21 protein-coding genes are annotated in these 18832 nt (G+C 68.5%); 2 read left to right on the forward strand and 19 right to left on the reverse strand.

Going from position 1 to position 18832, the window contains the following annotated elements:
- Positions 1-8: 8 nt before the first annotated feature.
- The 13 genes from OO71_RS26355 to OO71_RS26415 form a co-directional block, all read right to left on the reverse strand.
- The gene (locus OO71_RS26355) at positions 9-968 is read right to left on the reverse strand and encodes a 5-oxoprolinase subunit C family protein (RefSeq protein ID WP_033292586.1); all 960 of its coding nucleotides are present in this window, start codon (positions 966-968) and stop codon (positions 9-11) included.
- Entirely contained in the window at positions 958-1848 is an 891-nt protein-coding gene (locus OO71_RS26360; protein ID WP_033292587.1) for a 5-oxoprolinase subunit B family protein, read from the reverse strand. Before OO71_RS26360 ends, OO71_RS26355 begins: the two co-directional genes overlap by 11 nt.
- Positions 1845-3203 (reverse strand): acetyl-CoA carboxylase biotin carboxylase subunit, encoded by a 1359-nt coding sequence (locus OO71_RS26365; RefSeq protein ID WP_033292588.1) that lies wholly within the window; start codon positions 3201-3203, stop codon positions 1845-1847. The genes OO71_RS26360 and OO71_RS26365 overlap by 4 nt, the downstream gene beginning before the upstream one ends.
- Positions 3200-3448 (reverse strand): acetyl-CoA carboxylase, encoded by a 249-nt coding sequence (locus OO71_RS26370; protein WP_033292785.1) that lies wholly within the window; start codon positions 3446-3448, stop codon positions 3200-3202. The genes OO71_RS26365 and OO71_RS26370 overlap by 4 nt, the downstream gene beginning before the upstream one ends.
- Before the next feature lie 34 nt (positions 3449-3482).
- Positions 3483-4205, reverse strand: a complete 723-nt coding sequence (gene pxpA, locus OO71_RS26375) for a 5-oxoprolinase subunit PxpA (RefSeq protein WP_033292589.1) — start codon at positions 4203-4205, stop codon at positions 3483-3485.
- A 24-nt stretch (positions 4206-4229) separates the two neighbouring features.
- Entirely contained in the window at positions 4230-4565 is a 336-nt protein-coding gene (locus OO71_RS26380) for a monooxygenase system ferredoxin subunit (protein ID WP_033292590.1), read from the reverse strand.
- Positions 4566-4579: 14 nt separating this feature from the next.
- A complete protein-coding gene (locus OO71_RS26385; RefSeq protein WP_033292591.1) occupies positions 4580-5590 on the reverse strand; it encodes a 2Fe-2S iron-sulfur cluster-binding protein in 1011 nt (336 codons plus the stop codon).
- 7 nt (positions 5591-5597) lie between these two features.
- On the reverse strand, positions 5598-6584 hold the full coding sequence (locus OO71_RS26390; protein ID WP_033292592.1) for a ferritin family protein: 987 nt from the start codon (positions 6582-6584) through the stop codon (positions 5598-5600).
- Positions 6581-6913, reverse strand: coding sequence for an MmoB/DmpM family protein (locus OO71_RS26395; RefSeq protein WP_033292593.1), 333 nt, complete (start codon positions 6911-6913; stop codon positions 6581-6583). Before OO71_RS26395 ends, OO71_RS26390 begins: the two co-directional genes overlap by 4 nt.
- 11 nt (positions 6914-6924) lie before the next feature.
- Positions 6925-7179 carry a toluene-4-monooxygenase system B family protein gene (locus OO71_RS26400; protein ID WP_033292594.1) on the reverse strand — a complete coding sequence of 85 codons (255 nt, stop codon included), beginning with the start codon at positions 7177-7179 and terminating at the stop codon, positions 6925-6927.
- A 14-nt stretch (positions 7180-7193) separates the two neighbouring features.
- Positions 7194-8693, reverse strand: a complete 1500-nt coding sequence (locus tag OO71_RS26405) for a YHS domain-containing protein (RefSeq protein WP_033292595.1) — start codon at positions 8691-8693, stop codon at positions 7194-7196.
- Between the two features lie 19 nt (positions 8694-8712).
- The gene (locus tag OO71_RS26410) at positions 8713-9420 is read right to left on the reverse strand and encodes an acetoacetate decarboxylase family protein (protein WP_051792212.1); all 708 of its coding nucleotides are present in this window, start codon (positions 9418-9420) and stop codon (positions 8713-8715) included.
- Between the two features lie 521 nt (positions 9421-9941).
- Positions 9942-11426 (reverse strand): PucR family transcriptional regulator, encoded by a 1485-nt coding sequence (locus OO71_RS26415; RefSeq protein ID WP_033292596.1) that lies wholly within the window; start codon positions 11424-11426, stop codon positions 9942-9944.
- Positions 11427-11577: 151 nt separating this feature from the next.
- On the opposite strand from OO71_RS26415, the gene OO71_RS26420 reads away from it, so the two are divergent.
- Positions 11578-12528, forward strand: a complete 951-nt coding sequence (locus OO71_RS26420) for a 5-oxoprolinase subunit B family protein (RefSeq protein ID WP_033292597.1) — start codon at positions 11578-11580, stop codon at positions 12526-12528.
- On the forward strand, positions 12525-13520 hold the full coding sequence (locus OO71_RS26425) for a 5-oxoprolinase subunit C family protein (RefSeq protein ID WP_033292598.1): 996 nt from the start codon (positions 12525-12527) through the stop codon (positions 13518-13520). Before OO71_RS26420 ends, OO71_RS26425 begins: the two co-directional genes overlap by 4 nt.
- Positions 13521-13565: 45 nt before the next feature.
- On the opposite strand, the gene OO71_RS26430 is transcribed toward OO71_RS26425, so the two are convergent.
- Genes OO71_RS26430 through OO71_RS26455 form a run of 6 tightly spaced genes read right to left on the reverse strand, consistent with a single transcriptional unit; the run spans position 13566 to position 18726 of the window.
- Positions 13566-14909, reverse strand: coding sequence for an MFS transporter (locus tag OO71_RS26430; RefSeq protein ID WP_033292599.1), 1344 nt, complete (start codon positions 14907-14909; stop codon positions 13566-13568).
- 26 nt (positions 14910-14935) lie between these two features.
- On the reverse strand, positions 14936-15454 hold the full coding sequence (locus tag OO71_RS26435) for a flavin reductase family protein (protein WP_033292600.1): 519 nt from the start codon (positions 15452-15454) through the stop codon (positions 14936-14938).
- Positions 15454-15822 carry a cupin domain-containing protein gene (locus OO71_RS26440; RefSeq protein ID WP_033292601.1) on the reverse strand — a complete coding sequence of 123 codons (369 nt, stop codon included), beginning with the start codon at positions 15820-15822 and terminating at the stop codon, positions 15454-15456. Before OO71_RS26440 ends, OO71_RS26435 begins: the two co-directional genes overlap by 1 nt.
- Entirely contained in the window at positions 15819-17270 is a 1452-nt protein-coding gene (locus tag OO71_RS26445; RefSeq protein WP_033292602.1) for a 4-hydroxyphenylacetate 3-hydroxylase family protein, read from the reverse strand. The genes OO71_RS26440 and OO71_RS26445 overlap by 4 nt, the downstream gene beginning before the upstream one ends.
- Positions 17270-17917: a DUF2848 family protein gene (locus OO71_RS26450; protein WP_033292603.1), complete on the reverse strand. Its 648-nt coding sequence runs from the start codon at positions 17915-17917 to the stop codon at positions 17270-17272. The genes OO71_RS26445 and OO71_RS26450 overlap by 1 nt, the downstream gene beginning before the upstream one ends.
- Positions 17914-18726, reverse strand: a complete 813-nt coding sequence (locus OO71_RS26455; protein WP_033292604.1) for a carbon-nitrogen family hydrolase — start codon at positions 18724-18726, stop codon at positions 17914-17916. The genes OO71_RS26450 and OO71_RS26455 overlap by 4 nt, the downstream gene beginning before the upstream one ends.
- Positions 18727-18832: the final 106 nt, after the last annotated feature.

Below are 18832 nucleotides of genomic sequence, written 5' to 3' on the forward strand. Positions count from 1 at the left end.
CTTTCGAGTCACAGCGAAGCGGCCCGCTGCGTGCGAGCGCGGTAATCTCGGCGAATGGCCAATGCCTCATCAAGGTCGACGGCCACGAACCGGGTCCGGGTATTCGGCGCCGACTGCGCAACCAGGTCCAGGTCGCCGCTCAACACGGTGCCGACCATCATGTACCCGCCACCGGACACGGCGTCGCGGTGCAGGATGATCGGCTCGACGCCGCCGGGTACCTGGATCGACCCGATCGGGTAAGGCGCGTCCACGATGTTCGACGGGTCCTGCCCAGCCCCGAACGGCGGCGTACGCGGCTTGGTCTCCAGTTCCCCGCCCTGGTACCGGAATCCGACGCGGTCGGCCACCGGCGTGAGCGTCCAGGTGGTGTCGAGGAACGTCGCGCGGCCCGCGTCGGTGAGCACGTGGTCGTAAAGACCCATCACGACACGCACTTCGATGTCCTTCGACAACGCCGGTCGCAGCTCCTCGGGCAAGACCCGGCCGGGGACACCGTTGCCTGCACCCACCGGAATCACATCCCCGGCAACGAGCGGCGCCCCGCTGATCCCACCCAGCTTGCCGAGCCCGTACGTCGACCGGCTACCCAGCACCAGCGGCACATCAATCCCGCCACTCACCGCGACGTACGCACGGGCGCCGCGTTTGCAGAAGCCGAACCTAAGCACGTCACCAGCAGAGACCGCGAACGCCTCCCACAACGGCCGATCCTCGCCGTTCACCTTCGGCGGCAGCTCGGCCCCGGTGATCGCAACGACCGCGTCCTCGGTGAAATGCAGCTCCGGTCCCAGGTAGACGCATTCGAGCACGGCCGCGCCGGAATCGTTGCCCACCAACCGGTTCGCGACCGAGTACGAGAACTGGTCGAGCGCCCCCGAAGGCGGGATGCCGACGTCGTAGTAGCCGTTACGGCCCGCGTCCTGGATCGTCGTGGCCAGCCCGGGCTGGCGGACCTCAATCGGCACGGAGCACCTCCTTCAGTCCGGCGGTGAAACCGTCCGGGTCTTCGACGTACTCCCGCAGCCCGAAATCGACCGGGCGCGAGCGGATCCGGAACGTCCCGGCCTCGACCTGCCTGACGTGGTCGTCGTAGCGGTCCCGGTCGATCGGCGCGAACCGCACGATGTCGCCGGGCCGGAAGAACACCATGAAGTCCGCGAAGTCGGGCAGTTCCTGCGCCGGGTCGTAGATCGGCGCTGGCGTGATGCCGAACATCTGGTACCCACCGGCCCCGCGGACCGAGTAAATGCAGCTGAAACACCCGCCATAGCCCACGGTCTGCTTGGGCGTGTCGGTGCGCGGCCGCAGGTATTTGGGCACCACGATCTGCCGTTCCCGCGGCACCATCTGGTACATGAACGGCAGCCCGGCGACGAACCCCACCATCGAGACGAACCACGGCGAACCACTGTGTGCCGCAATGAATTCGTCCGGTCCGGCGTAGCCGTTGATCCGGGCCGCGTACTCGATGTCGGTCGCGTCCGGGTCCTGGTGCCGGTCGCGGAAGCGCAGCAGCGTCTCGGTGGTCCACGGGTCCTGGTACAGCACCGGGATCTCGACCACGCGCGTGGCGAGCCGGAAGTCCGCGGCGTCACCGACCTTCGCCTCGATGTCCTGCAGCTGCGCCAGCAACTCGCGCGGCTCGATGACGTCCGGGTTGTAGCGGACCTGGTACGACGCGTTCGCCGGGCAGATCTCCACCACGCCGTCCGGCCGGTTCTCGCGCAGTGACGTGGTGATCGCCATCGCGCGGAAGTTGGCCGGCAGGCTCATTTCCTCGGCCAGCTCGACGAAGATGTGCTCGTCTCCGCCCCAGCTGTACCGGGCAGGGGTCACGGCCGTCATGCGCGCGCCTCCGCCCGCTCGACCAGCCATTCTTCGAGGGTCCCGGTGGTGAAAGCGCCCTCGGCGAACCACGGCTGCCCCAGCAGCTCCACCAGCAACGTCGTGGTGGTCGGAACCCCTTCGACGACCAGCTCGGACAACGCCCGCCGCGCGCGCCGCAACGCGGTCTCCCGGTCGTCGCCCCACACGATGACCTTGGCCACCAGCGAGTCGTAGAACGGCGGGACCTGGCTGCCCGGCGCGAGCCAGGTGTCGGTGCGCACCCACGGCCCGCCCGGCAGCCGGACGTCACCGATCTTGCCCGGCCCGGGCAGGAAATTCCGCTCCGGATCCTCGGCACACACCCGGAATTCGACGGCGTGCCCGCGCTTGGTCACGTCCGGCTGCCGGAACCGCAGCGGTTCCCCGGCCGCGATCCGCAGCTGCTCGGCCACCAGGTCGATCCCGGTGATCAGCTCGGTGACCGGATGCTCGACCTGGATCCGGGTGTTCATCTCGATGAAGAAGTACTCACCGGTGTCGTCGTCGACGAGGAACTCGCAGGTCCCCGCACTGCGGTAGCCGACCTCCTTGCACAGCCGCACGGCCGCGGACGTCATCTCGGCCCGGATGCGCTCGTCGATCCCCGGCGACGGCGCCTCCTCGACCACCTTCTGCCGCCGCCGCTGCAACGAACACTCGCGCTCGAAGACGTGCACCGTCTCGGCACCGTCGCCGAGCACCTGCACCTCGACGTGCCGCGCGGCCCGGACGAACCGCTCCAGATACATCCGCCCGTCCCCGAACGCACTCGCGGCCTCGCCGGACGCCTGCGGGAACGCGACCTTCAGCTCGCCTTCGTCGGCCACCACGCGAATGCCTCGACCACCGCCGCCCGCCGCAGCCTTGAGCATGATCGGGTACCCGATCTCGCCTGCCGCGGCCACCGCTTCGGCCACGTCCGACACACCGCCGGGCGTCCCGGGTACCGTCGGCACCCCGGCCGCCTGCGCGACCTGCCGCGCGCGGACCTTGTCCCCCATCTGCTCGATGACCTCGGCCTCGGGACCCACGAAGGTCAACCCGGCATCGGCCACCGCCGCCGCAAACGACGCGCGCTCGGACAGGAACCCGTAGCCGGGGTGGACCGCGTCCGCGCCGGACTCCTTGGCCGCCGCCAGAATTGCGTCCGCCACCAGGTAGCTCTTCGTCGCCGGAGCCGGGCCGATCGGCACGACCTGGTCGGCCAGCAGCGCATGCGCGGCAGTGCGGTCGGCCTCGCTCGCCACCGCGACGGTCTCGATCCCGAGATCGTTGGCCGCGCGGATGATCCGGACCGCGATCTCGCCGCGGTTGGCGATCAGCAGCCGTTTCATGCGTCCACCTCGAGTACCACCAGTGGCTGCCCGGCATCGACGACGGCCTCGGCGTCCGCGGCGAACTCCACCACGGTCCCCGCTGAACCGGCCGGCACCGGGTAGAACGATTTCATGACCTCGACCAGGCCAACCGTGTCGTCGGCGGCGACCTGCTGGCCGGGCTTGACGAAATCCGGGCTGTCAGGGTCGGGCTTGCGGTAGAACACGCCGGGAATCGGCGAAAGCACCTCGAGACGGGACATCAGCGTCACCTCGCACTCGTCGGGTCGGGACCGGTCAGCTCAGGTACGGCTTCAGCGCGTCGTGCACGCTCTTCGCGAGATCCACCGCGCCGGGCGTGTCCGAATGCACGCACACGCAGTCCGCGCGCATCGGGATGTCCTGGCCGTCGACCGACGTGGCGAGCCCTTCGGTCACCGCCCGCACCGACCGCTCGGCCGCGATCGCCGGGTCGTACGCGACGTGCTCGCGGGTGATGATGAGCGAACCGTCGGCGCGGTAGTCCAGGTCGGTGTAGTACTCGGCGATGAAGCCTTCGCTGCGCTTGCCCCACACTTTTTCGTGCACTGTATTGGCCATCCCCATCAACGGCACGCCGAACACGTCCGCAGCCTCGGCGACTGCGCGCGCCACCGTCTCGTCGCGCGAGGCCAGCCCGTACAGCGCGCCGTGCGGCTTGACGTGGTTCAGCGGCATGCCGTGCTCGGCGAGGAACCCGGTCAGCGCGCCGACCTGGTACACCACGGCCGCGGTCAGCTCTTCGGGCTCCATCTTCAGCTCCCGCCTGCCGAATCCGTCCCGGTCCGGGAACGACGGGTGGGCGCCCACCTTGACCGAATGCTCGTGCGCAAGCGCGACCGTCCGCCGCATCACGACCGGGTCCGCGGCGTGGTAGCCGCAGGCCACGTTCGCGACCGTGATGTAGGGCATGATGCCCTCGTCGTCGCCGCAGCGGTAGATGCTGTAGGCCTCGCCCATGTCGCAGTTGATGGCAACCATGAGTGCTGTTCCTCGTCTCTTCGTTCAGGAGTGCGCGATCTTGGGGGTGTCCCCGTCGGGGTCGATGTAGACGTCGTCACCTTCGAGCCGCACCGGGTAGCGGGCCAGCTGCGCGTGACCGGGGTTGATACCGCGGCAGGTGCCGAGGTCGAACGTCCACAGGTGGCTCTTGCACATCAGGGTCTTCCTGTCGAGCTCTCCGTCGACCAGTTCGACCTGCTGGTGCGGGCAGATCGCCTGGGTGGCGACGACCTCGCCGCCGTCGAGGTGGGCGATCAGCACTTCCTTGTCCCCCACCTCGAACGACTCCATGTCGCCTTCCCACACGTCGTCGAGGCTGCACACCCGCACGAAACCCATGCGGTGCTCCTTTCTCAGCTGAACCGGTCGAAGTGGAGCCGGTCGGCGGCCAGCCCGCCGTCGAGGACCAGCGCGCGGGCGAGGGCGTCGGTCATCGCGGGCGGTCCGGCGGCGTAGTAGGTGAATTCGGGGACTTCATCGCCGAGCTCGGCGACGACGGCCTCGTGCACGAACCCTTGGTGCGAACCGGAATCCGCCGCGCCTGGTTCGGAAACCGCGGTGTGCACGTGCAGGGCGCGCAACCGGCGTTCGGCCATCGCCATGGCTTCGGGGATGTGCAGGTCGCGCGGGGCACGGCCGCCGCAGAACAGGTGTACCGTGCGCTCGCTCGCGTCGGCCTGCGCCGCGGCGCCGAGGACGACGCTCACCATCGCGCCGAGCCCGGAACCGCCTGCCACGCAGACGATATCCCGGTCGTCTCCGGCGCGGAAGTACGCCTGACCGTACGGGCCGTCCAGCTCGATCGCGGCGCCGAGGTCCATGCTGTCGAAGAGGATCGATGTCGCCTGCCCGTCCGGAGACCGCTTGACCACGAACTTCCACTCCCGCGAGCAGTTCCCGAGGTTGCTCATCGAGTACGCGCGTTCGACGCCGCCGGGCAGCGCGAGCATCGCGTACTGCCCGGCACTGAACGCGGCGTGTTTCTCCGCGGTGAACACGAATTCGGCCATGTCGTGGGTGAGGTGGCGGACCTCGCGCAGCTGCGCGGCCTGCCGGATCGGCCGGTGCGGCGCCGGTTCCGGCACCGCGCTCAGGTCGACCACGCAGTCGGTCACCGGTTCGCTCTGACACGCCAGCCGGCGGCCCTTGCGGCGATCGCGCGCGCTGAGCCCGGGTGCCTCCGTCCAGCGCGTGCGGACCTCGCCTTCGAGCAGCTCGTACCGGCAGCTCCCGCACGCCCCGCTGTTGCACTCGTAGCTCAGGCCGACCCCAGCGCGGAGGGCGGCACGCAGCAGCGTGTCGCCCTCCGCGCAGGGAAAGCGAACGCCGGTCCCCCGCAGGAGGACTTGGTGTCCGATCGTCATGGCCCGTTCAGCCTCCGATGCCGAGCTGCCGCTGGAAAGCCCGTACCGCAGCAATCGCGTTGTCCGCCGCCTCGGCGTTTTCCGCGACCTCCGCGCCGTACGCCTCGATGGCGGCGACGGCGAGCGGCTGCCATTTCGCCACCCACTCGCGCAGCTGCGGCACATTCGAGTCCACTTCGGACATCTGCTGTACCAAGGCTTCTGTCCAGCGGCGCGAACGTTCGCTGTCGCGCAATGCCGATTCGGCCAGCAGCGCATGGAGGACGTCACCGTGCCGCCGAGCGCTGACCCCGAGCTGGCGCAGCACGACCTCGTCCACCGCGGGCTTGGCCACGACGTTGAGCGCGACGAACGCTTCTGCCCAGTCGAAGGTGGTCAGCTGGCGTTCCATCAGCTCACGGAAGCCTTGCCACGCAGGCAGTTCCTCCCACAGCTCGCGTTCGCGCTCGCCGAACCCGGCCGTCGGATGCGCCAGCCGCAGCCCGGCGGTGCGATAGGCCACATTGGACAGCCAGCGCAGCGAATCCGCGGTCTGGAAGGCCGCGCAGTTCGCGATCGTGCTGGCCGGGGCCATGTGCACCAGGTACGCGCTGGCCATCTGGACGGTGTGCAGCAGGTACCGGCTCGGCGTGTACAGCTGGGCCAGCAGCGCGACCCACTCCGGGGACAGGCCGCGGTCGTGACCCTCCGCTTCGTGCTGGTCGAGCAGACCCTCCACATAGGACTCCTGGCCGTCCTGGAGGATGTTGTAGGTGCGGTACACGAGCTCGTCCGGGTCGCGGAAGGTGTTCCAGTCCGGATGCGTGATCGGGCTCTGGTTACGGTGGCGGCGGTAGAAATCCGCCATGAACCCGGTGTGCCCGACGTCCCACGGCTGCTCGGGATCGCGGGTGTGCCACAGCAGGTTGGTGGACACGATCTCGTACTCGCTCGGCTTGCGCCGGCGGGCGGCGAGGTGCCCCCAGGTCTTGAGCGGCTTGAGCGGGGTGCTCACGACAGGGCCTCCTTGCGGGCGGCGGTGCCCAGGTAGAAGCGGATGACGTCGCTGCCGGTCTCGATCCGCCCCACGAACGAGGGCATGATCAGCTCCAGCTCGGACATCTTGAACGGGCGGCCGAGCTCCTCGGCGATGGTGGCGCGCCGCAGCACGCATTCGCCGCCCTCGACCTCGACCCGCACGTACGAACCACGGTTGCGGACGTCGACCCGGCATCCGGCGTTGTCGGTCACGGCCGCGTCGGCGACCGCGCGGGCCACCTCGCCGGTCTGCAGGATCGGGCCGACCGGGTCGGCAATCGGTTCAGCGCCGGATTCGGTGCTCATCCGGTCCTCCCTCACTCGAAGTAGACTTCGACGCATTCGGTCGGCCCGAGACCGGCCGCCGCGACGGTGCTGGTGCGCTCGAACGGCTGCGCGTCACCCTGGCGGCGCACGCGCAGCGTCCGTCCGGGCTGGTCGGGCACGTGGACGCCGACCGAGTTGCCTGCCGCCGCGGCGGCGAGTTCGTCCATCGTGTGCTCGCTGTCCGCGGGGAGCAGCTTGAGCACGAAGTCGCCGTCGAAATTCACGGCGAGCGGAATGGTGGCCATCGGTTTCCCCTTCCTCAGCCGGCTGTGGTGGCGAGTTGCTTGCGGTAGGTGTCGACCCAGGCGAAGCCGTGCGCGTCGTCCCCGCCGGGACCGACCGAGCCGAGGCCCATGTACTCCAGGACGCCGCCGAGGTCGGCAGGCTGGATCTCGCCGCCGAGGAACCGGTCGACCAGGTTCTTGTGGTGCCGGTAGCGCTCCGGGTCGTCCTCGAAGATCCACTTGTCCACTTCGGACGCGAAGTGGTACCGCCGTCCTTCGTGGACCAGGGAAATGTCGCGCAGGCTCTGCGAAGGCGTGCCGACGATCGGCAGCTGCGACACGTTGCAGATGATCGGCAGCGTGCCCGGCACGGTCTTTTCCGGCCGGTCGTTGGCGAAGTTGTCGATCAGGACGTCCCACACCTTGCCGAACGTGCCGTTCCAGCCGGGATACTTCTCCTCCAGCCAGTCCCGCTCCTCCGGGCTCACCCCGGCCGCCGGGTTCCACCACAGGGTCGGCCGCCACGAGTACGTGCCGAGTTGCTGGCCGTGGTGGTGCTCGGAAATGTCGCGCAGGAAGATGTCCCAGTACCACGGCTTCGAAAGACCCAGGTCTTCGAGCGAGCGCATGAACTGCGTGACGATCCATTCCTCCATGAACTCCTTGAACGACGCCTCGCGCACGTCGAGCGGAACGTAGTAGTCCATCGGAATGCCGGAAAGAATCGTGAAGAGCCGGTACGAACGCCAGAACGCGATGTCGATCTTCTTCTGCGCCACGTCCTTCTGGCCGTTTTCGATCAGCATCTGCAGCAGCGGCGTACCGAGCTGCGCATGCCGGGCCTCGTCGGACTGGATGCTCTGGATCAGCTTGGAGAACGTGAAGTCCCCGGCTTTCGCGGCGTCGCCGGAAAGCCCGATGAACTGCAGGTTGGTGAACCCGGTCTCGAAGGAGAAGTTCGCGAAGATCGAGGTCGAGACCGCGTCCCGGGTCATCATCACGTCGTCGAAGAAATGCCGGGCCCCGAGCGTGACCCAGTTGTCGGTGAACATCGCCGCGTGCGACCACTCGAACTGGCGGTCCTTGCTGACGTACTCGTGCGGGAAGTACAGCTGGATCTGACCGTGCCGGATCTCGTCGAGCATCCCGAAGGTAGCCATGTTGCGCATCCCGGGCGCCTTCGACCAGCGCACGAACCGCGACTCCTGGAACGACGCCCCGTATTCGACGAGCGCGACCGCCGCGTAATGCTCTTTGAGAATGGAAATCCACCCGGGGTCGGCCTTGTGGTAAAGATCGGCCCGTTCGAGCGCCGCCTTCACGGAATACGCCCCGGCGTCCTTCTGCCGCTGAATGTCGACGTATTCCCGATAGCTGACCTTGTAGGGTTCGTCGTAGGTCGCCCAGACCTCATCAGGCAGCCCCTCGCCGCCAGCCAGCTCGGGCGGAAACAACTGCGCTTCAGTAACGTAGCGCGGGGTCCATTGCGTATCGCGGGCGATGTCGTACCACTGTGCGCGGTCGAGCAGAGCCATTTGGGAAGCTCCTTTTTGGTTAGCTGCCGTGTTCGGAACCCAGCGGCCCTTCGCCGCCGGGATAGACGAAGGACATGGCGGGGGCGTAAAACCCGAACGTCACCTGCAGGGGCTGGGCAGGACGCAACCGGTAGGTGGGATGCTCCTTGTCGAGGAATTCGAAGGATTCGACGGCGAATTCCTCGGCAATATCGGCAACGTAGGCATACCGTCCACTGACGAATTCCCCATCGCGCCGAGTAAGGTAACGGAGCTGCCCAGTCACGCGCTGCGGGGTGCCAATGGTGAGCCGAGCAGTAGTCCGAATGATCGGCCGCCCCCCGACGGAAGTGGTAGCCACCAGCCGACCCCCATCGAGGTCAAGCGTCGTAACCCCAGGATCACCAGCCGGAACCCCATGCGCCCGGGCGTACCGGATCATGGGCTCGGAACTGTTGTGATAATCAGTCCACCACCGCCCCGGCACGCCGGCCTCGGTATCGAGCCCGGCGAGATTCACCCCGAGGTAAGTCAGCGAGTAAGCGCCGAACGCCTCGTCACCCTCACTGGCCGACGTCTGCCGCGGCCCTTCGACCACATACTGGTTGATATAGCACGAACGATCGGCCGCCGGAGTAAGCCCGTCCGGAACAAGCGCAGCGACCGCATCAGGATCCTCCGGCACCCACACGAGGTAAAGAGTCCGCGACCCAGTAACCAACTGCGGCGGATGCAGCGACGTACCCACAGGGCGCCTCCCGGTTCACCGTTGAACACCGCCCCGGCTTTCACCCCCGCGCGGCTTAAGGTGTCCCAAAGACTGCGCGAGCCCCCCCACCCCCAGGTAATGCGCACCTTGGACAACAACCACGCCCCAGGTGCCAAACCGGAGCAAACCCGCACATCCCCGCAGCTCAGCCGCCCACGCCCCCACCGCCCACGTCCGTGAAGGGAACCTTCACGGAATCAGATTCCCTCATGGTTCCCTTCACAGCCCTCACCATTCCGTGAAGGTTCCCTTCACAGCCCTCTCGATTCCCTCATGGTTCCCTTCACAGCCCTCTCGATTCCCTCATGGTTCCCTTCACAGCCCTCTCGATTCCCTCATGGTTCCCTTCACGGACTTCCCACCACCTCACCCACCCTCCCAACCGCAGCCGAGGCACCCACCCGGACCCGGGCACCCAGCCCCCGCCCTGCACCCCGATCCGAAGCCCCCACACGGTCTGAACGGCTTGTAAAGGCATCTTTCCCGCCTTGAAAAGCCGTTCAGACCGTCGTGACACTAGCCGGATCATCCACCTCACCACCCAGCGCCTCCGCCACCTTCCCCATCCGATACCGCAACGTATGCCGATGAATCCCCAACGCCGTAGCCGAAGCATCCGACTGCCCGTTGTGCGCCAGAAACGTCCGCAACGTATGCCGCAAATCGATCTTCCCCCCGGGCTCCGACAACGGCGCCAGCAACGCCGCAGCCCACCCCCGCACCTCGTCACTGTCGAGAAACCGCATCAACCCACTGGTAGCCACATCCCCAGCACAAGTCAGCACCCCGGCATCCCCCGGCGAACTCGTGAACACCGCCCGAACCTGGTCCCAAGCCGCGCCGAGCTCCCCCGGCGGCGTCGGATCACTGACTGCCCCCCGAGCCAGCGGGATCCGCCGCAAAAGCGCCTCCAACGTGCGGGTATCACCCTCCGCAGGCGGCATCAGCACCACCACCCGCCCCCGCTCCCACTCCGCCACCAGTGCGCGCAGGCTCCGCAGCCCATGGTCCCCCTCGGCGTGCTCGAGCAGCTCCCGCTCGTGCCCCGACGGCACCCCCAGAATCGCGACCCGCAGGTCCCCCTCCGGAAAGTCGGTGTCCAGCGCCTGCCCGATCGACGTGGCCAGCTCGACTTCCCCGGCCACCGCCGCCTTGAACACCGCCAGCCGATGCTGCCGTTCGCTGTCCAGCACCCCGCGCGCACTATGGAGTTCCGCGCACAGCAACGACACCGCGGTGGTGACGATCGCCTGCTCCGCCGTGGTCAACGGCGTCGACCGCCCGACCACCAGGAACCCCTGCACCCGCCCGCGCACCGCCAGCGGCAGCACCACCACCGACTCCCCCGCGATCGACATGCTCAAGCTCGCCGAATTCGCCCGGTCACGCAGTCTCGGCAGCTCGATCCGCACCCGCGCAACATGCATCCGCGCCGCCGGTACCCCCGCCCGGAACCCGCCTTGGGCGTCGAGCAGCAACGTCCAGCCCCGGATGGCTTTCGCCAGCCGAACAGCGATCGCCCGCGACGAATAGGGCGAAAGCGACGCCCGCGTCAGATCCCGTTGCGCGGAGACGGCGAAGTTCAGCTCCCGCTGCCGTTCGTCCGACAGATGCTCGGCGACCAACCGGCTCATCGCGGCAAACCCGGTCCCCGCGGGTACCGCGAGCACCGGCAGCCCGGCGTCGGCAGCCGCGTCGACCAGCGTCTGCGGCACCTTCTGGTAGAACGAGCTCGCCCCGAACCCGAGCGCGACCGCCCCACCCGCCACGAGCCGGTCGAGGTACTCCCGGCTCGCCGCCTGCCCCAGCGCAAGCCGCGACCCGGTGGTCAGCACGAGTTCCCCGCCCTCGAGGTACGGCGACGGATCCGGCAGTTCGCTGATCAGTGCCCAGGTGACGGCACGGTCGAGCGCGCGGGCCGGTCCCACGGCGAGTTCGAGCCCGAGTTCGCTGCGTTCGAGCAGCATCTGGACGGTGAGCGGCATCCTGCCTCCCGGAGTGCGGAGCCGGCGAAGTCTAACCGGGCGGCCGCGTGCCTGCCGCCCGGAAGCACCACCCGGACGAACCACGCGGCTGGACAAACCCCGGCCCCGGTGGGTAGAACACCGCACGGCACAACGAAAACCGGAGGTCCCGATGCCCGCAGCCCCGGCGCGGCCGGACGTCACGTACCGGACCGCGGGCGATCGCGCGCTGCTCGTCGAGTACGGGCCGCCACTTCCGGTCGACCTCGGGCTCAACTTCTTCGCGCACGCGTCGGCCCGGCATCTGGAGGCGCATCCGGTGCGCGGTATCCAGGAGGTCGCGCCCGGGTTGCGGTCGCTGCTCGTGCATTACGACCCGGAGGTGATCGGCCACGACGCGGTGATCGCCGCGATGGACCGGCTGCACCGCGAAATCCCCGAGCCGGGTTCGCTCGTGCTGCCGAGCCGCCGGTTGAAACTGCCGATCGCGTTCGACGATTCGACGTCCCGGGAAGCCGTGGAGCGCTACCAGATCACCACGCGCCCGGACGCGCCGAACGTCGTCGACGGCACGAACGTCGACTATCTCGTCCGCTCCAACGGCCTCCCGAACCGCGAGGCGCTGTACGCGCGGATCCTCGAATCCGAGTGGTGGAACGCGTTCACCGGCTTCTACCCCGGGCTCCCGTCGCTGCTGCCGCTCGACCCGCGGTCGGAGCTGGTCGCGCCGAAGTACAATCCGGCCCGCGCGTGGACGCCCGAGGGCGCGGTCGCGTTCGGCGGGCCGTGCGTCGTGATCCACCCGATCGAATCGCCCGGCTCGTACCAGCTTTTCGGCCGTACGCTGCCGATCTGCGACCTGATCCGCCGTCCGCGGGCACACCGCGCCGACCCGATCCTCATCCACCCGGGCGACCGGATCACCTTCCACCGCGTCGAGGAGGCGGAGCTGATCGAACTGCGCAGGCAGGTCTTCGAAGGCCGCTACGACTACGACATCGAACCGGGCCGCTACGCGGTCGCCGACCACCTGCGGGTACTGGCCGATCCGGCGGTCGCGGCCGAGGCGGCCAAGCGGCGCGCGGACCGGGCCGCCGCGCAGGAGCTGGTGAAGATCCCATGAGCAGGCCGGTCCCGACGCTCGAAATCCTCGAACCCGGCCTGCAGACGACCGTGCAGGACCATCCGGGACGGCGCGGCAGGCAGTCACTGGGCTTCTTCCCGTCCGGCCCGGTCGACCCGCTCGCCTTCCGGCTGGCGAACCTGCTGGTGGGCAACCGCCCCGGCGCGGCGGCGCTGGAAATCCCGCTCGGCCGGTTCCAGGCCGGGGTGCTCGCGCCGGGCCGGATCGCCGTCACCGGCCCGGACACGACGGTGACGCTCAACGGCGACCCGATCCCGCAATGGGAATCGGTGCCGGTGGAGACCGGCGACGTGCTGGCGTGCGAGGTCCTGCGCGGTCCCGGGCACCGGCTGTACCTCGCGCTGGCCGGCGGAATCGCGGTCCCGGAGGTGTTCGGTTCGCGGTCGACGTTCCTGCTCGCGGGCATCGGCGGACTCGACGGCCGCGCCCTGGAACGCGCCGATGTCCTCGACACGCTGCCGGTTTCGGGCCCGCCGCCGCGCCCGCGCCGCCTGCCGGTGTCACTGCGCCCGGCGTACCCGGTCTCGTGGGAGATCGAGGTGCTGCGCGGCCCGCACGCCGACCCGGATTTCCTGACCACGGAAGACTTCGCGGACTTCCTCGCCGCGTCGTGGCGGTGCGACCTGAGCTCGGACCGCGTGGGCATCCGGTTCAACCCGCACCGCTTCCGCTGGGCCCGCCCGTCCGGCGACGTCGCGGGCGGGCACCCGTCGAACCTCCTGGATTCCAGCTACCCGCTCGGCGGAATCCTGGCGTATGGCGACGTGCTCACGATCCTCGGCCCGGACAGCAACACGTCCGGCGGTTTCGCCGTGATCGCGACGGTGGCGTCGGCGTCGTTCTGGAAGGTGGGCCAGCTTCGCCCGGGCCGCGATACGGTGCAGTTCCGGGAGATCGACCTGGCCCAGGCGGCGGCCCTCGGTGCGCATGTGCACCAGCTGCTGGACGTGAAACACCTGGAACCTGCTTGAGCCGCGCTTCTCGCTGAGACCCTGCCTGAGCCGCGCTTCCCGGCGTCATTCCGCGGTGGTGGCCCGGATTTCCGCCTTACCCGCAGCACTCCCGGCGACCGCACCCAGGTCCACCGACTTCGTCTCCTTGGCGATCAGCGACGCGACCAGCGAAATCGCGCCCATCACCGCCAGGTACACCGCAATCGCATACCCGGTCCCGAATTTCGCATACAGCCCGATCGCGATGATCGGCGCGAGCGACCCGGCCAGCACCGACGCCAGGTTGTACGCCAGCGAAACCCCGGAATATCGGATCTCGGTGGGAAACAGCTCGGCGAAGAACGCGCCGATCACCGAGCTGTACGCGGCGAAAATGAGCAACCCGCCCGCCACCGCGACCGTGATCAGGCCCGGGCTGCGCGTGTCCACCAGCGCGAAGAACACGAACGCCCAGACGATTGTGGCCGCCGACGCGACCAGGTACACCGGACGGCGGCCGACCCGGTCGGCGAGCAGTGCGAACAGCGGGATCGTGACCACCGCGCACGCCTGCCCGGCCAGCACCGCGGTGAGCCCGACGGAACTGGGCATGCCGAGCACCGTGGTGACGTACGTGATCACGAACAGCGAGAACAGGTAGAACCCGGCATTCTCGCCGAACCGCGTCGCCGCCGCGAGCAGCACACTGCGCCAGTGCTTGCGGAGCACCACTCCGGCCGGCAGCCCCGCGGGTTTCGGCGCCTCCTTGAACAGCGGCGTTTCCGCGACGTACAGCCGCAGCCACAGCCCGATGAGGACCAGGACCGCGGACAGCCCGAACGCGATCCGCCAGCCCCACGACAGGAACTCCGCCGAGGGCAGCACTGCGCCCAGCACGGCGAGCACCCCGGCCGCCAGCAGGTTGCCCAGCGGCGGCCCGACATTCGGCCACGACGACCAGAACGCGCGCCGCCTGCTGTCGCCGTGCTCGGACACCAGCAGGACCGCACCGCCCCATTCGCCGCCGAGCGCGAACCCTTGCACCAGACGGCACACGACGAGCAGCGCCGGTGCCAGCACGCCGACTGCCGCGTACGTGGGCAGCAGCGCGATCAGGAACGTGGACGCGCCCATCAGCAGCAGGCTCGCGATCAGCGTGGACCGGCGGCCCTTCCGGTCGCCGAGGTGGCCCAGCACCACCGCACCGGCCGGACGAGCCAGGAATCCGACCGCGTACGTGGCGAACGCGAGGACGGTGCCGACCATGGGATCGTGCGCAGGAAAGTAGAGTTTGTTGAAGACAAGAGTGGATGCCGTGCCGTACAAGAAGAAATCGTACCACTCGACGGCGGTGCCGGCGAGACTCGAAGCCGCCACCACCCCCAATCGGGTGTGTTTCCGGGTACGGGCACTCTGCGGGTCGGCCATTTTCGGCTCCAGGACTCGGAAACTGCTCAGAAGAACCAGTGCACGGGCTCCGCGGCCCGGCCGGTGAGGTCGGCGAACCGTCCACTGTGGAATGCCAGTGGTTCGCCGTCGCGTTCGCAGACACTGCGGACCTGGCCGAACACCACCACGTGGTCACCGGCCACGAAATGCCGTTCCACGTCGCATTCGAGGTGCGCGAAGGCGTCCGGGATCACCGGGACGCGGTGGCGGCCTTCGGTCACCTCCAGTCCGGCGAAGTGGTCCTCGCCGCGGCGCGCGAAGCGGAGGGCGAGCTGTTCCTGCCGCGCGGACAGGATGTTGACCGCGAACCGTCCCGCCTCCACCACGGCATCGGTGCTGCGCGCGCCGATCGTCAAGCACACCAGCAACAATGGCGGTTCGAGCGAGACGGAGGTCAGCGAGTTCACCGTCATTCCGTGCGGCACCCCCGCCGCGCGCGTGGTGACCACCGCGACGCCGGTCGCGAACCGCCCCATCGTCCGGCGCATCGTCAGCGGGTCGACCTCGGCTGGTGTGGTGATCATCAGGGCACCTCGGGCTCGGCGCCTCGCGCAGGATAGCGGACCTCGAACGTGACAACGCCTTCGTCGGTGCGCCACGGGCCGTGCGGCATGCCCGGCGGGCGGCAGGCATACATGCCCGCAGTGAACGTGCGGCCGAGAGTCAGGTCGGTGAACGAACCTTCGAGAAGGTAGACCTCCTCCCAGAAATCATGTTTCTGCACGCCCATCGGGGTCGAATCGGCACCGGGCTCGTATCGCAGGATCCTGGTCGCCACGCCGGTTTCCGGGTCCTTGGCGAGAATCCGCTCGGTGATTTTCGGGTCCCCGCCGGGACAAATCGTGTACCCGATGTCGGTGACCGGGAAGAATTCGTGCTCGGGTTTGCTCATCGGTCACTCACCTCGTAGCTGGACAGGAATGCGTCGACGGCGCCGAGCGCCTCGTCGAAACCGTAGTTGCGGAAGGCGTAGCCCTTCACTACGAAAGGCGCGCCGGCGTAGAACATTTCGTACTGGTGATGGCGTCCGGCGAATTCACTGCCGACCACGTCCCACGCGAGTTTGAACAGTTTCACCCGTTCCTCGGCAGGCGCGGACGGACTGTGCACGTACCGATCGATGTCGGCGCGCGTTTCCGGATTCAGCAGGTCCGCGACACTCGAAGGTACCTGCAGCACCCCGCCGCCGACCAGGTCGCGCAGGATCGCGAGCAGCCGCGGGTACAGCTCGGCCTGCAGGCCCATCGCGCCGTACACCGCACGGGCGCCGGGCCGCCACAAGCCCTGTTCGTCGGGTTCCGCCGTGTATTCCGCGGCCAGCACCGACGATTCGACCACCGCCGTGAGGCTCGCCAGCTCGCCCAGTTTCTCGACCACGCCAGGGAATTTGTCGACGCCGTTCACCGCGGCGACCTTCCGCGCGAGCCCGGCGATGAACTGCGTCTTGACCATGAACCGGATCTGCGCCTGCCAATTGCCGAAAACGTGCGCGCCGGTGTCGAAGAACTGCCGACGCAGGCCCGCGATATCGCGGTAGACGAACACGCGCTCCCACGGGATGAATACGTCGTCGAACACCAGCAGCGCGTCGGTTTCGTCGTAGCGGGTGGTGAGCGGGTAATCGTACGAACTCGTCGCGGCCGGTGCATACGGGCGGCGGCAGTAGAGTTTCAGCCCTTCGGCGTCCACCGGAACGGCGAAGCCGAGTGCGAAATCGGCGTCCTCCGGACCGAGAGGTTTGATGCAGGACACGAAAATCTCGTCGGCCACCGCGCCGCCGGTAGCGAGCATTTGCGCGCCGCGGATGACAATTCCGTCCTCGCGTTCCTCCGCAACGCCCGCCTGGATCAGATCGCCTTCCCACGCGTGCGCGGTGGTCGCGCGCGACACCTGCGGCGGGATGATCGCGTATGAGACATAGAGGTTTTCCTCCACGACCCGCCGGTGATACGCGGCTACATTGGCGGAAAAGTCGCGGTCTCCTTGGGAAAACGCCTCCGGATGGGCGGAAAACGCTGCCACGAAAGCGCCGACGTGATCAGGACTGCGGCCGACCCAGCCATGCGTGTGCCGCGCCCAGGTGGTCGCCGCGGCGCGGTAAGCGGCCAGGTCTTCGCGGCTGCGCGGCGGCGTAAACAGGCGGTTGACCGCGTTTCCGGTGACCGGGTCAGCGACCGTCATGCCGGACGCCGGGTCGGCCGCCAGGTCGAACAGTTCCGCAATGGTCTTCGCGATCGGCGCGAATGCCGGATGGTGCGCGACATCCTCGACGGGCGCGCCGTCGACGTAGATCCGCCGGGGGCCTTTCAATGCGGCCAGATAATCGGCTCCGCTGCGCATCATTCGCTCCTCTGCTTGGTTTCGTAGACGTGGGTGAGGGTCGGGCCGCCGGGCAGCTCCAGGTGGATACGCCAGTACGCGCCGGGGACGAATTCGCCGCCCAGCAACGGAAGCGTGCCGCAGTACAGCGCGAAGTCGCCGTCGACCGGGCCGAGGCGTTCCAGCAGGTCCACCGGATGCCGCAGCGCAGCCAGTTTCCCTTTCTGGTAAGGAAATCCGTCGACGCTGGAGTCCGCGACGACGTGGTCCCAGTCCGGAATGGACGGTCCTGCTTCGACGACCACTTCACCGAGCGGTTTGGGACACACCGCTTTGGATTGCTCGACGCTGTCCCGCTCCAGCTCGCGATCGGTGTGATCGGATCCGACGCCGAGGAAATACCTTTCGGCGCAACGGATCAGCACCGGTTCGACCTCGCCGGACGTGCCCGCGCCGGGCACCCCAACCACCGGCGCGGTGGTGAGCAATGCCGGGTCGAGATGGTAGAATGCAGGTACCGACGGCGGACGCGGCACGCCGATCGCCGCCAGTTCGGCGATGTGCTCCTCCACGGCCGCTTCGTCGCGCCCGGTGTAACCGGCCACCACGAGCCGTTGCGGCGCAAAGGCGAGCTCCTCCCCCGTTCCTGCCACGTGCAGACTGATCATGCTCCCACTCCCGTGAAGTCCTTTTCGGACACCGGCCACCGCCGGTCGGCCAGCACCGGGAAATCGGCGCGTACGGTGTCCACAATGGATTGATCGACCTCGCAGCGGACCACTTCCTCACCGCCGCCCGCTTCGGCGAGCACGGTGCCCCAGGGGTCGACGATCCGGCTGGTACCGGCCAGCTCGACCCCGCCGTGCTGCGTCCCGGCGCCGTTGACCGCGATCACGAGGACCTGCTCCTCGACCGCCCGGCACGACGTGAACATCCGCCAGTGCTCTCGCCGCGCCGCCGGCCACGCCGCAGGTACCACGACGGTTTTCGCCCCGCGGTCGACCAGCCCGCGCCACAGTTCGGGGAACCGCAGGTCATAGCAGGTCGTCGCGCCGACCGGCCCGAGTCCCGTCTGGGCAACGTCGAGCGCGTCGCCGGGGGTGAGCAGCTCCGCTTCGCGCGAGGCGTACCCGAAGACGTGGATCTTGCGGTAGGTATGCGCGATGCTGCCATCGGGCGCGATCAGGACGGCGGTGTTGAACAACCGCCCGGACGGGTCCCGCTCGATGAAACTCCCGAGGTGGACGTGGGCTTCGAGACTCCGCGCCCACCCTTTGGCCGCCTGGACGGTTGGCCCGTCAAGCGCCTCGGCCTCGGCGGGGTACGTGTCGAAGGCGAAGTACCCGGCGGCCCACAGTTCCGGCAGCACGACGAGATCGGCGCCACGGGCCGATTCGACCATCCGCCCGACCCGACGGCGCCGCTCAGCGGGCTCCTCGTGAGGTGGGCTGGCCAGTTGGATCATCGCGACTTTCATTGCTACTCCCTGATTTGCAGTGAGGTCACCGGGTGCTGGTCCGCTGCGCCGGTCGCAGTTCCACAGCGGTGCCGCCCTCGCACCTGCACGCGGCTACCACGCGATC

Origin of the sequence: Amycolatopsis jejuensis (assembly GCF_000717335.1) — a bacterium.
Taxonomy (GTDB): domain Bacteria; phylum Actinomycetota; class Actinomycetes; order Mycobacteriales; family Pseudonocardiaceae; genus Amycolatopsis; species Amycolatopsis jejuensis.

What these genes read in the sequence shown, in the direction of transcription:
- OO71_RS26365 (WP_033292588.1), bottom strand. Translation starts at nt 3,203, where the DNA reads ATGAAACGGCTGCTGATCGCCAACCGCGGCGAGATCGCGGTCCGGATC.
- OO71_RS26425 (WP_033292598.1), top strand. Translation starts at nt 12,525, where the DNA reads ATGAGCAGGCCGGTCCCGACGCTCGAAATCCTCGAACCCGGCCTGCAG.
- OO71_RS26360 (WP_033292587.1), bottom strand. Translation starts at nt 1,848, where the DNA reads ATGACGGCCGTGACCCCTGCCCGGTACAGCTGGGGCGGAGACGAGCAC.
- OO71_RS26450 (WP_033292603.1), bottom strand. Translation starts at nt 17,917, where the DNA reads ATGATCAGTCTGCACGTGGCAGGAACGGGGGAGGAGCTCGCCTTTGCG.
- OO71_RS26420 (WP_033292597.1), top strand. Translation starts at nt 11,578, where the DNA reads ATGCCCGCAGCCCCGGCGCGGCCGGACGTCACGTACCGGACCGCGGGC.
- OO71_RS26400 (WP_033292594.1), bottom strand. Translation starts at nt 7,179, where the DNA reads ATGGCCACCATTCCGCTCGCCGTGAATTTCGACGGCGACTTCGTGCTC.
- OO71_RS26385 (WP_033292591.1), bottom strand. Translation starts at nt 5,590, where the DNA reads ATGACGATCGGACACCAAGTCCTCCTGCGGGGGACCGGCGTTCGCTTT.
- OO71_RS26430 (WP_033292599.1), bottom strand. Translation starts at nt 14,909, where the DNA reads ATGGCCGACCCGCAGAGTGCCCGTACCCGGAAACACACCCGATTGGGG.
- OO71_RS26455 (WP_033292604.1), bottom strand. Translation starts at nt 18,726, where the DNA reads ATGAAAGTCGCGATGATCCAACTGGCCAGCCCACCTCACGAGGAGCCC.
- OO71_RS26440 (WP_033292601.1), bottom strand. Translation starts at nt 15,822, where the DNA reads ATGAGCAAACCCGAGCACGAATTCTTCCCGGTCACCGACATCGGGTAC.
- OO71_RS26435 (WP_033292600.1), bottom strand. Translation starts at nt 15,454, where the DNA reads ATGATCACCACACCAGCCGAGGTCGACCCGCTGACGATGCGCCGGACG.
- OO71_RS26380 (WP_033292590.1), bottom strand. Translation starts at nt 4,565, where the DNA reads ATGGGTTTCGTGCGGGTGTGCAGCCTCGACGACGTGTGGGAAGGCGAC.
- OO71_RS26370 (WP_033292785.1), bottom strand. Translation starts at nt 3,448, where the DNA reads ATGTCCCGTCTCGAGGTGCTTTCGCCGATTCCCGGCGTGTTCTACCGC.
- OO71_RS26445 (WP_033292602.1), bottom strand. Translation starts at nt 17,270, where the DNA reads ATGCGCAGCGGAGCCGATTATCTGGCCGCATTGAAAGGCCCCCGGCGG.
- OO71_RS26415 (WP_033292596.1), bottom strand. Translation starts at nt 11,426, where the DNA reads ATGCCGCTCACCGTCCAGATGCTGCTCGAACGCAGCGAACTCGGGCTC.
- OO71_RS26395 (WP_033292593.1), bottom strand. Translation starts at nt 6,913, where the DNA reads ATGAGCACCGAATCCGGCGCTGAACCGATTGCCGACCCGGTCGGCCCG.
- OO71_RS26405 (WP_033292595.1), bottom strand. Translation starts at nt 8,693, where the DNA reads ATGGCTCTGCTCGACCGCGCACAGTGGTACGACATCGCCCGCGATACG.
- pxpA (WP_033292589.1), bottom strand. Translation starts at nt 4,205, where the DNA reads ATGGTTGCCATCAACTGCGACATGGGCGAGGCCTACAGCATCTACCGC.